Genomic DNA, 15,169 nt, shown 5'->3' on the forward strand with positions numbered 1-15,169 from the left:
GTGCGTTGCGTCCTTGAACGGCGTGATCGCCTCATCCTTCACGCTGACGGCGCCCCACTGGGTGGAAGGAAGCTTTTCGCCAAACCAGGAGGGCGCGTTGCCAGGCTCGACATCCGGATAGCGCGCCGCTTCATCGGCCACAGCCCATCGAGGCAGGCTGGTCACGGCCAATCCGGCCACGGCAGCACCCAATACATTGCGTCGCGAAAGATAGAAGGATTCAGGCGTGACGTCCGACTCATGGCAGTCGGACGCTTTTGGGACTTTGATCAGCATGGCTACTCCGCAGCATTGGAGAACAGACGCACCAACAGACTGCGGAGTATGAGGGAAATTACATCACTCGGCGCTTTTGCGCCGACGAAGATGTAACAGGTATTGCACCGGACCGGATGCAGCGTAGGCGAGGAACACCAGGAGCAGAATACGCGGCGGATCACTGAACACGACCGCAAACACCAGCACCACGGCGAGGATCGCCACGAAAGGTACGCGCCCCTTCAGGTCCAGCTCCTTGAAGCTGTTGTACTTGATGTTGCTGACCATCAGCATGCCGGCCGCCGCCACCATCAGCGCAACCAGGAAGGACATCTTGGAACCCTGGATGCCGTAATCGCTGAACGCCCAGACAATCCCTGCCACCACACCAGCAGCGGCCGGGCTGGCCAGACCGATGAAATAGCGTTTGTCGGCCGTACCGACCTGGGTGTTGAAACGCGCCAGGCGCAACGCCGCGCCGGCTACATAGATGAAGGCGACCATCCAGCCGACCTTGCCCATATCGCCCAGGGCCCAGCCAAAGGCGAGCAATGCCGGTGCAACGCCAAAGGCGACCATGTCCGACAGCGAGTCATACTCGGCACCAAAGGCGCTCTGGGTATTGGTCATGCGAGCGACGCGACCATCAAGGCCGTCGAGCACCATCGCGACAAAAATCGCGATCGCTGCAAAAGCAAAATACTTGCTCGCACCGATCGAGTCACCGGCACTCAGGGCGCTCTGTGCGCTCATCGAGTTGATGATGGAATAGAACCCTGCGAAGAGATTCGCAGTGGTGAACAGATTCGGCAGAAGATAGATACCACGATGCCGGACTTTACGGCCTTCAGCGTCATGCCCTTCTTCGATGTGCTCATCGATGGGCAGAAGGCTTTCGGCGTCAGAAGCCTGCTTTGGCTCTTCGGGACGTTCGCTCATGGACATTACCTTGCAACGGGGTGGAAAGTTTCGACAGGTGTCTGGGACGACGGTTCGACCGCAAACGATGCAGCTTTATACCAGAACCGGTCACCCAAACGAAAAAACGCGGCCTAAGCCGCGTTTTTCGTACAAGTGCTCGACTTAGTTTTTGGCTTTGTCGACGATCTTGTTGGCACCGATCCAAGGCATCATGGAGCGCAGTTGCTCGCCGATGACTTCGATACCGTGCGCGGCGTTGTTACGACGCTTGGCGGTCATCGAAGGATAGCCGGTAGCGCCTTCGCTGATGAACATCTTGGCGTATTCGCCGTCCTGAATACGTTTCAGGGCGTTGCGCATGGCCTGACGGGATTCGGCGTTGATGACTTCCGGACCGGTCACGTACTCGCCGTACTCGGCGTTGTTGGAGATCGAGTAGTTCATGTTGGCGATACCGCCTTCGTACATGAGGTCAACGATCAGCTTCAGTTCGTGCAGGCACTCGAAGTAGGCCATTTCCGGCGCGTAGCCAGCTTCAACCAGGGTTTCGAAACCGGCTTTTACCAATTCAACGGTACCGCCGCACAGAACGGCTTGTTCGCCGAACAGGTCGGTTTCAGTCTCGTCCTTGAAAGTGGTTTCGATGATGCCGGTACGACCGCCACCAACGCCAGCAGCGTAGGACAGTGCAACGTTTTTGGCGTTGCCGGAAGCATCCTGATAGATAGCGATCAGGTCAGGGATACCGCCGCCCTTGACGAACTCGGAACGCACGGTGTGACCCGGAGCTTTCGGCGCGATCATGATCACGTCAAGGTCAGCGCGCGGAACAACCTGGTTGTAGTGGATCGCGAAGCCGTGGGAGAAGGCCAGGGTGGCGCCTTTCTTGATGTTCGGCTCGATTTCGTTCTTGTAGAGAGCGGACTGGAACTCGTCCGGGGTCAGGATCATGACCAGGTCGGCAGCCGCAACAGCGGAAGCAACGTCGGTCACTTTCAGGCCGTGAGCTTCGGCCTTGGCAACAGTCGCCGAACCTTTACGCAGGCCAACAGTAACGTCAACGCCGGAGTCTTTCAGGTTGCACGCCTGAGCGTGGCCCTGGGAACCGTAACCGATGATGGCAACTTTCTTGCCCTGGATGATCGACAGGTCGCAGTCTTTTTCGTAATAAACTTTCATGAAATTCCCCTATATATCCAGGCCGTTCAGGCCATTCGCTAATTTGGTTTAGATGCTGAGTACTTTGTCGCCGCGGGCAATACCGGTGACGCCACTGCGGACGGTCTCCAGGATCGAGGCGGTGCCAATGGACTGGATAAAGCTGTCGAGCTTGTCGCTGGTACCGGTCAATTGAACGGTATATACGCTGGCACTGACGTCGACGATCTGTCCACGGTAAATATCGGTGGTGCGCTTGATCTCGGCGCGCTGGGCGCCGGTGGCCTTGACCTTGACCAGCATCAGTTCGCGCTCGATGTGAGCACTTTCCGACAGGTCGACCAATTTGACCACTTCGATCAGCTTGTTCAAGTTCTTGGTGATCTGCTCGATGACCTCATCGTGACCGACAGTGGTCAGCGTCAGACGCGACAGGGTCGGGTCTTCGGTGGGTGCCACGGTCAGGCTTTCGATGTTGTAGTTGCGCTGCGAGAACAGGCCCACTACACGAGACAAAGCGCCAGGTTCGTTTTCCAGAAGCAAGGAAATAATGTGCCGCATGATTAAGTACGCTCCGTCTTGCTCAGCCACATATCGCGCATGGAGCCGTCTTTGATCTGCATCGGGTAGACGTGCTCGCTGGTGTCGACCGAAATATCGATCACTACCAGGCGATCTTTCATGGCGAACGCTTCTTCCATCTTCGACTTCAAATCTTTCGAATCGGTGATGCGCACGCCAACGTGGCCGTAGGCCTCCGCCAGCTTGACGAAATCAGGCAGCGATTCCATATAGGAATGAGAATGACGGCTGCCGTAGCTCATGTCCTGCCACTGGCGAACCATGCCCAGTACACCGTTGTTCAGGATGACGATCTTTACCGGCAAACCGTATTGCAGGCAGGTCGACAATTCCTGAATGTTCATCTGGATGCTGCCTTCGCCCGTTACGCAAGCGACGTCGTCATCCGGAAAGCTCAACTTGATGCCCATGGCTGCCGGGAAACCGAAGCCCATGGTGCCCAGGCCACCCGAGTTGATCCAGCGGTTTGGCTTGTTGAACTTGTAGTACTGCGCAGCGAACATCTGATGCTGACCCACGTCGGACGCTACAAAGGCATCGCCCTTGGTCACTTCGCACAGGGTTTCGATCACCGCTTGCGGCTTGATGACACTGCCGTCGCCCTTGTCATAAGGGAACAGGCCGCGGTCACCGCGCCACTCGTCGATCTGCTTCCACCAGCTGGCAACGGACTCCTTGTTCGGGGTCTCGCCGATTTCCTTGAGGATCGCGACCATTTCGGTCAGGACGCTCTCGACCGGACCCACGATCGGCACATCGGCCTTGATGGTCTTGGAGATCGAAGCCGGGTCGATGTCGATGTGAATGATCTTGGCGTTCGGGCAGAACTTCGATGGGCCGTTGATGACACGGTCGTCGAAACGTGCGCCGACGGCCAGGATCACGTCAGCATGGTGCATGGCCAGGTTGGCGGTGTAGCTGCCGTGCATGCCCAGCATGCCGATGAACTGGCGGTCGGTACCAGGGTAGCCGCCCAGGCCCATCAGGGTATTGGTCACTGGCAGGTTGAGCATCTTCGCCAACTCGGTGAGCGGCGCGGAGCCACCACCGAGAATCACGCCGCCGCCTGCGTACATCACAGGACGCTTGGCCGCCAGGAGCATTTCTGCCGCCTTGCGGATTTGCCCCGAGTGGCCGCGAACGGCCGGGCTGTAGGAGCGCAGCTTGGCTTTTTTCGGGAAGACGTATTCGAACTTCTCGGCCGGGTTGGTCATGTCTTTCGGGATATCGACAACGACTGGACCAGGACGACCGGATTGCGCCAGGTAGAACGCTTTCTTCATGACTTCCGGGATTTCCGACGCGTGCTTGATCATGAAGCTGTGTTTCACGATCGGCCGGGAGATACCGATCATGTCGGTTTCCTGGAAGGCGTCGGTACCAACCATGGTGCTAGGCACCTGGCCGGAAATCACCACCATCGGAATGGAGTCCATGTAGGCCGTGGCGATACCGGTGATGGCGTTGGTCGCGCCCGGGCCGGAAGTCACCAGTACCACGCCGGCTTTACCGGTGGCACGGGCGTAGCCGTCAGCCATATGGGTCGCGGCCTGCTCGTGACGAACCAGAATGTGGGTCACTTCCGGTTCTTTGAACAGGGCATCGTAGACATGAAGAAGAGCACCACCCGGGTACCCGTAGATATATTTGACGCCTTCGTCGCGCAAAAAGCGGACGAGCATCTCACCGCCAGATAAAAGCTCCACGTTGCTCACCTCTAAAACGCCAGAATACCGTCCACGAAAAGGGGGACGGGTCTTAATAGGTTTACTTCTCAGCAGAGCATGAGCGACGGTGGTCGCCGACTACGTCAGCACTGACTGAGCAAGTATTGGGATCGTCCCAAGTGTTGCGGGCCTTTCCCACCCAGCGCGAGGTAACGCGTTGCGGGTGTAACAGGTCGGCGCTGGTGTGCGCCTCATGATCTGCCGAGTGGGTCTGCTTCTGGCAGTCCCTCTACAGCGGACTTTGGATTCTTCTGTTTCGTCCCCTGCAAGTCAAGTCGTCTATGAGCTTTATTCTACTAACCACATGAGAACGCAAGAAAAAACCTGTAAACCCCATGTGTGTTAGCTTCAATTGCGCAACTTTTGACAAGGAATTGGCATGCGTACGCACTTCTTCATCGCCGGCCTGCTGGTCGCCCTTAGCCCGCTGTCCATGGCCGCGCAGATTTACAAGTGGGTCGACGCCCAGGGCGTCACCCATTTCGACGCTCAACCGCCTCGGGATCAGCCAGCCACTACTATCGTCACGCCCGCCTCACACTCAGGCAAGCCGGGCACTGCCGCACACAGCAGCACCATTGGCGACCAACAGGCTATCGACAAGTCGGTGAAGAAGCAGGTGACCGAGCAACAAAACCAGCTGAAGGCTTTCTGCGAACAGGCACGAACCAACCTGGCGCAGTTACAGAATAATCCGCGTTTGAGAGAGGAAGTGGATGGCCAGATGCGGCGTCTTGATGACTCCCAACGTCAGGAGCGCATCAGCGAAACGCAAAAGCAGATAACGCAGAACTGCATGTAGGAGCAAAGCTTGCTCGCGAAAAACGTCCAAGCAACGCGGGTATTCAGACAGCCCGTGTCACCGTTGACGACCATCGCGAGCAGGCTCGCTCCCACCTTTGATCGAAGATCGGGGTTCAGCGCGAAGCGGTGATCAATTGATCGAACTCTTTGAGCAAAACCTGCAGCTGCCGATCCTTGCCCTGGACATTGCGCCCGGCGAAGACCATTTCGGCCATCTCCTGAATTCCCGATGCATTCGGCAAGGGCAGATCCTGCTCCAGGATTGCTTTCATGCGCGGCAGGAAGATCCATTGCAGCCACTGCTCGAAGTCCAGCGTATCGACCGAAAACGGCTCAACGCTGGACAGCGCTTCAGCGGAGGGTGCGACTTCGTCCCACCACCCTTGCACCCGCAACTCACGCTCGATCAGCAGCAGCTGATCGGCGATTTGAAGAAAGCGCGCATCCATCACGAAGTAACCTTGGCTTTTTGACGAGCCAGCGTTGCGCCCGCAGAATCGCCCTGCTTCTCACGCGCCTGGGCGATCAATTCCCACAGGCTGGCCTGGAGTGCCGGACGCCCGTTGGCTAAGGTCAGGCCACGGCGAGCAAATTGCTCGGCCTGTGGCGCATCACCTTGAGCCATGCGCACTTGCGCCAGGCGATAGAGCACTTGCGGCTCACGCGGGGCGACACGCTGGGCACGTTCGAGGCTGGAAGAAGCGCCATTGAGGTCGCCGCCGGCCTGTTGCTGCTGAGCGGTAGTCAACAGGGCCAGTACCGGACCGTCCAGTTGTTCGTCGGCGGACAGGCCACCGGAACTGGCCGACGGAATCCCGCTCGGCGTCGAAGGCATGCTGTAGCTGCCCTGATTGACCGGCGCGGACTGGACCGGCGACGTGCCGATCGATCCTGGCGTAATCGGCCCCGGGGTAATCGGGCCTGGGGTAATTGGGGCAGTGCTGATCGGTGCCGACGTTGCCGCACCACCCCCTGGCACCATCACGACAACACCGGTATCGCCTTGTGGAATCTCTTGGGTCTGAGATTGCACAGGTCGTTTTACCGTCGTCTGACGGTAGCCTCCGTTCGCCGATACGCGCTCGCTATTGGAAACCTTGGTGCCGGAGTCTTCTACCGGAATCGAGCCGCGCTGTACCGTGGAGCAACCGCTGAGCAAAGCCACGGCGGTAACCGCTGGAATCAACCACTTGTTCACTTGAAACCCTCTTTGCTTAATTCATCCAGCCCTTGACCCAATCCATCACCGTTTCACCGTTGATAGGGCTTTCGCCACCACAAGCGGCACCGGGAGGCGGTTCGCTGCCGCGAATATACGGCATCTGCACGGCGCCCGGGCAACCGGCGTCGGAACCTTGGCCGGTTCGCGAATCGACCCAGGCCTGAACGATATTATCCGGCTGCGGCATGTCCAACGGCAACGGGTCGGCCTTGCGCATGAAGCTGGTCCAGACCTGCAACGCACCGGTGGCACCCGTGAACGGTGTCTTGCCGTTGTCGTCGCGTCCCAACCAGACCACCGCCAGCAAGTCCTGACTGAAGCCTGCGAACCAACTGTCTCGCGAGTCGTTACTGGTCCCGGTCTTGCCAGCCAGGGTCAAGGTTTTCGGCAACACGTTGTAGACCGAGCTACCGGTACCCTCACGCATCACGCGCTGCATGGCGCTCTGGATCAGGTAGATCGACGCCGGGTCAAAACGCTGCTGGATCTGGAACGGATAACGCTTGAGCGGCTCGCCTTCGGCCGTCAATACGCTACGAATCCCGCGCATCGGCGTATTGAAACCACCGTTGGCGAGCGTCTGGTACATGGTCGCCACTTCGATCGGGGTCATGCCGCCGGCGCCCAGCAACATCGACGGGAAGGCCGGGAACTCGCGACTGACACCCAGGCGCCCGAGTGTCTTGAGGACATTCGGCACACCCACGGCCAGGCCCAGGCGTGCGGTCGACAAGTTGTAGGAGTGCGCCAGCCCTTGATAAAGGAAAACCGTGCCGTGGGAGCGCCGATCATAGTTCTGCGGCTTCCAGACCTGGCCGTCCGCGCCCTTGACCGAGAAGGAATCGTCCGACAGCCAGCTGGTCAACGTGTACTGGCTCGGTTTTTCGAGTGCCGTCAGGTAAACCGCCGGTTTGATCAACGAGCCGATCGGCCGCACCGCGTCCAGTGCCCGGTTGAAACCGGCAAAGCCGGCCTGGCGACTGCCGATCATGGCCTGCACCTCGCCGGTTTCCGGATTGGTCACGACCATCGCCGCCTCGACTTCATCCGAACCCTTGCGGCCGGACAGACGCTTGAAGGTGTCGTTGACCGATGCTTCGGCTTTCATCTGCAGGATCGGATCGAAGCTGGTAAAGATCCGCAGCCCCTCTTCGGTCAAGTCTTCGTCGCGGTAGTCTTCGCGCAGCTGGCGCTTGACCAGATCAAGGAAACCGGGGAACGAGCTGTCCGCCAGACTGCCGCGCTTGGTCACGCCCAGGGGCATTTTCTTCGCGGCTTCGACTTGCTCGGCCGTGGCAACGCCCTGCTCCAGCAACACATCGAGCACCAGGTTGCGCCGCTCAAGTGCACGCTCCGGATACCGGCGCGGGTTGTAAGAGGACGGCCCCTTGACCATGCCTACCAGCAAGGCAACCTGATGCAGCTTGAGCTCGGCCAGTGGCTGACTGAAGAAGAACTGGCTGGCCAGCCCGAATCCGTGCACCGCGCGTTGACCGTCCTGGCCGACAAACACTTCGTTGAGGTAAGCCTCAAGGATTTCACGCTTGTCGTAGTGCAGCTCCAGCAGCAGCGCCATCATTGCTTCGGTCAGCTTGCGGCTCAGGCTGCGCTCGTTGGTCAGGTAGAAGTTCTTGACCAGCTGTTGGGTCAGGGTACTACCCCCCTGACGCATGCGACCCGACGAGCCGTTGACCCAGATCGCCCGGGCGATCGACTTCGGCGAGACGCCAAAGTGGTGATAGAAATCACGGTCCTCGACAGCGACCAGGGTCTCGAGCAGATACGGCGGCACCTGATCGATCTTGATCAGGATCCGGTCTTCGAGGTTTTTCGGGTACAGGCCGCCGATCAGCAGCGGTTCCAGACGGACCACCGACAACTTCGCACCCTTGGTCGCCGACAGTTCGGCCACGTAATCACCCGAGAAACGCACCCGCACCGGTTGCGCTTGCTCCATGCCTTCATAGAACTGGAAGCCACGGGTATTCAGATCGACGGTATTGCCGTTGACCGAGGCCGCGCCCGGACCGTTGGCCACGCTTTCACGGCGATAGCCCAAGGCATCGAGCTCGGTGAGAAAATCGTCCCTGCTCAGCTTTTGTCCGACGAACAGCTCGAGCGGACGCGCGTAGACCTTGGCCGGAATGGTCCAGCGCTTGCCGGAGAACTTCTCCTGCACGATGGCATCGAGGTAAACGGCGAACCCGGCCAGCACCACAAGGCCGACCAGGCTGAGTTTAAGGGCCCAGCCCAGCCAGGGCCGCAGGCCTCTGGAGGGGGGTTTCTTTGGGGTACGGGGGGATCGAGTACGAGTCATGGCGGCGGATTATACGCACTTTATTCATCCTCAACAGGAGGCCCGCGAGTTTGCGTTAGGCTGGCTAGACGCCATAATGACCGCCTGAATTTTTCCCACTCTTAAGGATCGCCTGTGAGCCAGTCACTGATCGCCGCCCTGCAAAACCCGGCCCTCTACCCGCATCCTGTAGATGGATTCAAGGTCATCGAGACCCACATTTCCTGGGTCGTGCTTACCGGCCCCTTTGCTTATAAAGTGAAGAAGCCGATGAACTTCGGCTTCCTCGACTTCACCACCCTTGAGGCTCGGGAGCATTTCTGCGCTGAAGAGCTGCGCCTGAACCAGCGCCTGACCCAGGATCTTTATCTCGAAGTGTTACCGATCACCGGTAGCGCTGAAGCGCCGCAACTGGGCGGCGAGGGTCCGGCCATCGAGTACGCGCTGAAAATGCGCCAGTTTGCCCAGGACGGATTGCTCAGCACGCTGCAAGCCAACGGCGAATTGACGCCCGCGCACATCGACCAGATGGCTGATCAGATCGCCCGCTTCCACCTGGACGCACCGCGTGTGCCGGCAGAACACGAAGCCGGTACCGCGGACAGTGTCATGGCTCCTGTGCTGCAAAACTTCGAGCAGATTCGCCCCTTCCTCAGCGACAAGGCCGACCTGCTGCAACTGGACGCCCTGCAGGCCTGGGCCGATAGCAGCTTCGAACGCCTCAAGCCACTGTTCGCGCAACGCAAGGCCGAGGGCTTCATTCGCGAATGCCACGGTGACATCCATTTGGGCAACGCCACCGTGATCGACGGCAGCGTGGTGATCTTCGACTGCATCGAATTCAACGAACCGTTCCGCTTCACCGACGTGTACGCCGACACCGCCTTCCTGGCGATGGACCTGGAAGACCGCGGCCTGAAGTGCCTGGCGCGTCGATTCATCAGCCAATACCTGGAGCTGACCGGCGATTACCAGGGCCTGGAACTGCTGAACTTCTATAAAGCCTACCGCGCACTGGTTCGCGCCAAGGTCAGCCTGTTCAGCATGCCGGCCGAGGCCACTCCGGTGCAGCGCGCCACGACACTGCGCCAATACCGCAACTACGCCAACCTGGCGGAAAGCTACAGCACCATCCCGTCGCGTTTCATGGCCATCACCCACGGTGTTTCCGCCGTTGGCAAAAGCCACGTGGCCATGCGTCTGGTGGAAGCGCTGGGGGCGATTCGCCTGCGCTCCGATGTGGAGCGCAAACGCCTGTTCGGCGAGCAAACCGTCGCCAATGACCTGCAGGCCGGCATTTATAGTGCCGACGCCAGCGCCGCGACCTACCAGCGCCTGCACGAAATTGCCGCGCTGATCCTGCACGCCGGTTTCCCGGTGGTAATCGATGCCACTTATCTCAAGCACGAGCAGCGCAACAACGCGGCGAAAGTGGCCGAGGCCACCGGTGCGCCTTTCCTGATCCTTGACTGCAATGCACCGCAAGCGGTGATCGAGAGCTGGCTGGCCCTGCGCCAGGCAGACAAAAAGGATCCGTCCGACGCCACCCTGGCCGTTATCGAAGCCCAGCAAGCCAGTCGTGAAGCATTGACGCCCGCAGAAATCCTCTGCAGCAAACGCGTGCAGACCAACGAAAGCGGAACCCTCGACACGGTGGTGGAACAGATTCGCCAGCGCCTGCCGGGCCTGTAAGGAAGCATTTCAGCCGTGAAGCCTGACCCGGCTTCGCGGCTGTCAAATAGCGGCACTATACTGGCGCCATGAATCCAACAGGTGACGCGACATGAGCCAGCCGAAACTGCTCGACACCCCGCTGTATGCCTTGCTGCACAAAGACGACATCTCGGGCTTCAACAAAGAGCGCCCAGAGCTTGGGCCTATCGACATGGTCGGTGGTGATTTCCGCGGCCTGGACCTGCGCGAACTGAACGCCGACGGCATCGATTTCACCGACGCCTATTTCCGCTCCGCCGATTTGCGCGGCATCGATTTTCGCAACACTTCGCTTGAAGGTGCGAGCCTGGCCCACGCACAGATTTCCGGCGCCTACTTTCCGGTGGAACTGAGCGCCGATGAAATCCTGATGTCGATGAATTTCGGTACGCGCCTGCGTTATCGCACCCGCTGACCGCCAGTCTGAATTGACAAGTCCAGCGCCCCCGCTTCGCGCTTGACTGTGGACTGCCTTGCTTGAAAATCTGCCAATTTGCTCGCTATTTCCCTCCTTTTCCTCGTTTTTAGCAGCACTACTGCCAGCTGCCGCTTAGAAGCATTTGCGTCAAAAACGAGCAAACAATCACGCTTTTCCTACTGATGGCTACACTCCTCAGAAGCTTGCCCACGCACCATTCGGCCATCGCAAGGAGGCTTGATGAATGATGAACTGCAACACCTGAAAAATCTTGGCAAGACGTCGGCGCAGTGGCTGCATGCCGTGGGCATCCACAGCGCCTCGGACTTGCGTCGCCTGGGGGCGGTGGATGCTTATCGGGCCGTGCGCACGCGCGGGTTTCGGGCGTCCAAGGTGTTGTTGTATGCAATCGAAGGCGCCCTAATGGACGTGCACTGGAACGACATTCCCGCCGAACGTAAGGAGGCATTGAACAAACAACTCGAAGCTATCTCGTCACGCCACAAGAATTGAACGAGTACCGCTCGCCATGTACCTACTCGGGGAACAACCGGCTTACGCCGAAACACTGATCAATCGACTGCAAAACATTCCCGCCAGACTGTTGCAGGGTTTGGCACCGAGTGGGCCCGCAGTCGAATTTCCTGCCATCGACGACCTCGCCGCCGCATTGCCCGGCGATCAACTGTTCACGCTGGATAACGGCCGGCTGCACGGATGTATCGATGATCGCGCGCTGTTCTATCTGCAGCAGGGCGATCTGATCGGTCTGCGCCAGGACGCGGGACTGCTCCGTTGTCGCTTGTGCAGCAAGACGCCCCTGGCGTTGACACCCTACCTTCGATCGCAGGTGTTCCAGCACATCCATGCAGACCAGACCCGCTCGGAGCTGTTCCTGCAGTACATGACAGGCCAGACCGCCCTGCTGTCCGATGCCGTGGCGCGCCTAAAGCAACCGGAATTTCGCGCCACCAACGGCTTCCAGCGCGTCGCCAGCGGCGAAATGCTGATCCATCAGGGCGATGAGGCGGACCATGTGTTCGTGATCATCGACGGCCACGCCGAAGCGTTTGTCGATGGATTGAAGGTGGGCGATGTGCCCAAGGACGAGATTTTCGGCGCCATGGCCGTGTTTACCGGCGAGAAACGCAACGCCACGGTCATCACCAGCGAACCTTGCACCATCATGCGCATTCCCAAAGACCAGTTTTTTAGCCTCACCCAGAGCAACCCGAAGATTGCCAGCAGCCTGATCGAGGGTATGGCCCGGCGAATAGACCTGCTGAATAAACAGGTTACGCAACTGACCGTACTAAAAACGACAGGCAGAACTCAATAAATACAAGGACTTGGAACGAGTGTGCGACACCAATTGAATAAATGAAAAATCACCTGTTGACTTGGTAATGAGAATCGATATGATTACCACAACTGGTCGCGAGACTAGTGGATATTCTGAAAAGCCCTTGGTTCGGACTCTCAGATTATCTCCTCATCAGGCTAATCACGGTTATTTGACCCGGCTCTTGCCGGGTCTTTTTTTGCCTATGAAAAAGTCGCGCAGCGCTGTAGCAAGTATCCTGAGCACCTGACACTGGCTTGCGACCTGAGGAACAGCATGAAATTTCTGTGTACAGGCATTGAGCTGGCCGATAACAGCAGCCGGGGGTTCGAGCTCGACCGCCAGAAACTGTTTGCCGTGCGCCGGGGCGGCCAGGTCTACGTCTATATCAATCGTTGCCCGCACCGTGGCGTCGGACTCGAATGGACCCCTGACCAGTTCCTCGACCCCAGCAACAGCTTGATTCAGTGTGCCACCCATGGCGCCCTGTTCTTGATCGAGGACGGTGAATGTGTCGCCGGCCCCTGCGCCGGGCAATCGCTGACCCAGGTCGATTGCCGCGAAGACGCACAGGGCATCTGGGTGAGCCTTTAACCGCCGAGCAATACCTCCAGACGCCGATCTACCACCATTTCCTCATGGGTCAGGCGCACACCGTAGGCCAGCACTTCAACCCCGCACGCCACGGCCTCACGCAAGGCCTGCGCGTAGGCTGAATCGATTTCTTCAGCCGGACGCACGGCTTCGATGCCACTCAGATTGACGCAATACAACTGCACCGCGCGAATCCCGTCCCGGGCCAGATGGGCCAATTCACGCAAATGCTTGGCCCCACGCTGGGTAACCGCATCAGGGAACGCTGCCACGGGCGTGCCGTCATAACCCAGGGTGACGCTTTTGACTTCCACGTACGCCGGCCCGCTCGGGTAATCGAGGCGAAAATCGATGCGGCTGCTTTCCTGACCGTAAGCGACTTCGCGTTTCAGCTCGGTGAAGCCGTTCAACTCGGTGATCACCCCCGCCCGCAATGCTTCTTCGATCAAGCCATTGGCCCGCCCGGTATTCACGCAGAACAAGCGCCCGTGCGGGGTTTCGCCGATTTCCCAGGTACCGGGCAACTTGCGCTTGGGGTCATTGGAGCGACTGAACCAGACCTGCCCGCCTTCGACCTGACAATTGAGCATCGAGCCCGTGTTCGGGCAGTGAATGGTCAGCAACTCGCCATCGACGGTTTCGATGTCGGCGAGAAAACGCTTGTAGCGGCGAATCAGCCGACCTTCTTCGAGGGGGGGATGAAAACGCATCAGCCTTGCCAACTCCGCAGACCGCGCCCGATACGTTCCACCGCTTCCTGCAAGCGTTCGAGGTTTTGAGTGTAGGCAAACCGCACGTGGTGCCCGGCTTGATACCGGCCGAAGTCCAGCCCCGGCGTAATCGCGACATGTTCGGTTTCGAGGAAGTGACGGCAGAACGCGAAGGCATCGCCGCCGAACTTGCTGATATCGGCGTACAAGTAGAACGCGCCTTCTGGTTCAACGGCGATACCAAAACCGAGATTCCTCAACGCAGGCAGCAGGAAGTCCCGACGACGACCGAATTCAGCGCGACGTTCTTCCAGAATCGCAATGGTAGCAGGCTCGAAACACGCCAATGCCGCGTGCTGGGCCATGCTTGGCGCGCTGATGTAAAGGTTTTGCGCGAGTTTTTCCAACTCTCCCACCGCCGCGTCCGGCGCTACCAGCCAGCCAAGACGCCAGCCCGTCATGCCGAAATACTTGGAAAAACTATTCAGCACAAAAGCACTGTCGTCGACTTCCAGCACGCTGGCCGCATCGGTGCCGTAGGTCAGGCCATGGTAGATCTCGTCCACCACCAAGTGACCGTGGCGCTGTTTGATGGACTGGGACAGCCCCGCCAGTTCATCGCGGGTGAGGATCGTGCCGGTCGGGTTGGCCGGCGAGGCCACCAGCGCACCCACGCTGTCGTGATCCCAATTCCGCTCGATCAAATCCGGGGTCAGTTGGTAACGCACGTCCGGACCTACCGGGACCAGCTGCGCGGCGCCTTCCACCAGCCGCAGGAAATGCCGGTTGCACGGGTAACCCGGGTCGGCCAGCAGCCAGTGCCTGCCCGGATCGACCAGCAAGGCGCTGGCCAGCAGCAACGCACCGGAACCGCCGGGGGTGATGAGGATGCGTCGCGGGTCGATGTTCAAGCCATAACGCTGCTGATAAAAACCCGAAATGGCCTCACGCAGTTCGGGGATTCCGCGGGCGGCGGTGTAACGCGTCTTGCCCCCCGCCAGTGCGGCCTGTCCGGCGCGGATGATCGGCTCGGCGGTGGTGAAATCCGGTTCGCCGATTTCCAGGTGGATCACATCGTGACCGGCAGCCTGCAATTCATTGGCCCGCGCCAGCAACGCCATGACATGAAAAGGTTCGATCGCGCGACTGCGGGCACTGTAGGACTGAGCCATTGGCCTTCCTTCAACAGGGAAAAGAACGATTCTACTCAAGCGCAGGAACGAGCGAGAACCTAAAGCGGTCAGAGGCCTTAAGACCCAGGCCACAAACGAGCTGAGCGAGTGCCCCAGGTTTGACTAAAATCATTAATTGAGCGGGTTCCAGAGCCACCAGGCAACGCTTTGCCATCATTTGCAAGCACCGCGGGCTGCGGCCTCGACATCCGGGAGTAGCGCGGTCTGATTTGATCTGGTAAGTTCGCCCGC

The 15,169-nt window shown here is 59.2% G+C and carries 16 protein-coding genes (1 of these 16 cut by a window edge); 6 read left to right on the forward strand and 10 right to left on the reverse strand.

The features are described 5' to 3' along the window. The 5 genes from msrP to ACA054_RS27565 all read right to left on the reverse strand — a co-directional run. Positions 1-276, reverse strand: partial view of a protein-methionine-sulfoxide reductase catalytic subunit MsrP gene (gene msrP / locus ACA054_RS27545; RefSeq protein ID WP_497687016.1) — the start only. The gene continues 738 nt to the left of window position 1, outside the view; 276 of the gene's 1,014 nt are visible here — the first part of the coding sequence; it begins with the start codon at positions 274-276; its stop codon lies off the left edge, out of view. Positions 277-339: 63 nt separating this feature from the next. Continuing rightward, entirely contained in the window at positions 340-1,197 is an 858-nt protein-coding gene (pssA, locus tag ACA054_RS27550) for a CDP-diacylglycerol--serine O-phosphatidyltransferase (RefSeq protein ID WP_008055839.1), read from the reverse strand. A gap of 144 nt (positions 1,198-1,341) precedes the next feature. Beyond that, positions 1,342-2,358, reverse strand: a complete 1,017-nt coding sequence (gene ilvC, locus ACA054_RS27555) for a ketol-acid reductoisomerase (protein WP_056859781.1) — start codon at positions 2,356-2,358, stop codon at positions 1,342-1,344. A gap of 48 nt (positions 2,359-2,406) precedes the next feature. After that, entirely contained in the window at positions 2,407-2,898 is a 492-nt protein-coding gene (gene ilvN / locus ACA054_RS27560; RefSeq protein ID WP_003176102.1) for an acetolactate synthase small subunit, read from the reverse strand. A 2-nt stretch (positions 2,899-2,900) separates the two neighbouring features. Further along, on the reverse strand, positions 2,901-4,625 hold the full coding sequence (locus ACA054_RS27565; protein WP_497687017.1) for an acetolactate synthase 3 large subunit: 1,725 nt from the start codon (positions 4,623-4,625) through the stop codon (positions 2,901-2,903). Between the two features lie 400 nt (positions 4,626-5,025). Here ACA054_RS27565 and ACA054_RS27570 point away from each other — a divergent pair, with 400 nt between their 5' ends. Further along, entirely contained in the window at positions 5,026-5,448 is a 423-nt protein-coding gene (locus ACA054_RS27570) for a DUF4124 domain-containing protein (protein WP_497687018.1), read from the forward strand. Between the two features lie 115 nt (positions 5,449-5,563). Here ACA054_RS27570 and ACA054_RS27575 read toward each other — a convergent pair whose 3' ends face one another. Genes ACA054_RS27575 through mrcB form a run of 3 tightly spaced genes read right to left on the reverse strand, consistent with a single transcriptional unit; the run spans position 5,564 to position 8,989 of the window. Beyond that, positions 5,564-5,899, reverse strand: a complete 336-nt coding sequence (locus ACA054_RS27575; protein ID WP_497636585.1) for a YqcC family protein — start codon at positions 5,897-5,899, stop codon at positions 5,564-5,566. Next, positions 5,899-6,648, reverse strand: a complete 750-nt coding sequence (locus ACA054_RS27580; protein WP_497687019.1) for a tetratricopeptide repeat protein — start codon at positions 6,646-6,648, stop codon at positions 5,899-5,901. The genes ACA054_RS27575 and ACA054_RS27580 overlap by 1 nt, the downstream gene beginning before the upstream one ends. 16 nt (positions 6,649-6,664) lie before the next feature. Continuing rightward, the gene (gene mrcB / locus ACA054_RS27585) at positions 6,665-8,989 is read right to left on the reverse strand and encodes a penicillin-binding protein 1B (RefSeq protein ID WP_497687020.1); all 2,325 of its coding nucleotides are present in this window, start codon (positions 8,987-8,989) and stop codon (positions 6,665-6,667) included. A 114-nt stretch (positions 8,990-9,103) separates the two neighbouring features. Between mrcB and ACA054_RS27590 the strand changes: the two genes are divergently transcribed. The 5 genes from ACA054_RS27590 (at position 9,104) to ACA054_RS27610 (ending at position 13,035) form a co-directional block, all read left to right on the forward strand. Then, positions 9,104-10,660, forward strand: a complete 1,557-nt coding sequence (locus ACA054_RS27590; protein WP_497687021.1) for a bifunctional aminoglycoside phosphotransferase/ATP-binding protein — start codon at positions 9,104-9,106, stop codon at positions 10,658-10,660. A 91-nt stretch (positions 10,661-10,751) separates the two neighbouring features. Then, positions 10,752-11,096, forward strand: coding sequence for a pentapeptide repeat-containing protein (locus ACA054_RS27595; RefSeq protein ID WP_497687022.1), 345 nt, complete (start codon positions 10,752-10,754; stop codon positions 11,094-11,096). Positions 11,097-11,339: 243 nt separating this feature from the next. Then, positions 11,340-11,612: a TfoX/Sxy family protein gene (locus tag ACA054_RS27600; RefSeq protein ID WP_007971093.1), complete on the forward strand. Its 273-nt coding sequence runs from the start codon at positions 11,340-11,342 to the stop codon at positions 11,610-11,612. A gap of 16 nt (positions 11,613-11,628) precedes the next feature. Continuing rightward, the gene (locus ACA054_RS27605; protein ID WP_497687023.1) at positions 11,629-12,438 is read left to right on the forward strand and encodes a Crp/Fnr family transcriptional regulator; all 810 of its coding nucleotides are present in this window, start codon (positions 11,629-11,631) and stop codon (positions 12,436-12,438) included. 279 nt (positions 12,439-12,717) lie between these two features. Beyond that, positions 12,718-13,035, forward strand: a complete 318-nt coding sequence (locus tag ACA054_RS27610; RefSeq protein ID WP_497687024.1) for a Rieske (2Fe-2S) protein — start codon at positions 12,718-12,720, stop codon at positions 13,033-13,035. Here the strand turns inward: ACA054_RS27610 and sfsA are convergent. Continuing rightward, positions 13,032-13,745 carry a DNA/RNA nuclease SfsA gene (gene sfsA, locus ACA054_RS27615; protein WP_497687025.1) on the reverse strand — a complete coding sequence of 238 codons (714 nt, stop codon included), beginning with the start codon at positions 13,743-13,745 and terminating at the stop codon, positions 13,032-13,034. The genes ACA054_RS27610 and sfsA overlap by 4 nt on opposite strands. Further along, positions 13,745-14,917: a pyridoxal phosphate-dependent aminotransferase gene (locus ACA054_RS27620; protein WP_497687026.1), complete on the reverse strand. Its 1,173-nt coding sequence runs from the start codon at positions 14,915-14,917 to the stop codon at positions 13,745-13,747. The genes sfsA and ACA054_RS27620 overlap by 1 nt, the downstream gene beginning before the upstream one ends. Positions 14,918-15,169: the final 252 nt, after the last annotated feature.

It is taken from the genome of Pseudomonas sp. LBUM1653 (assembly GCF_059716115.1).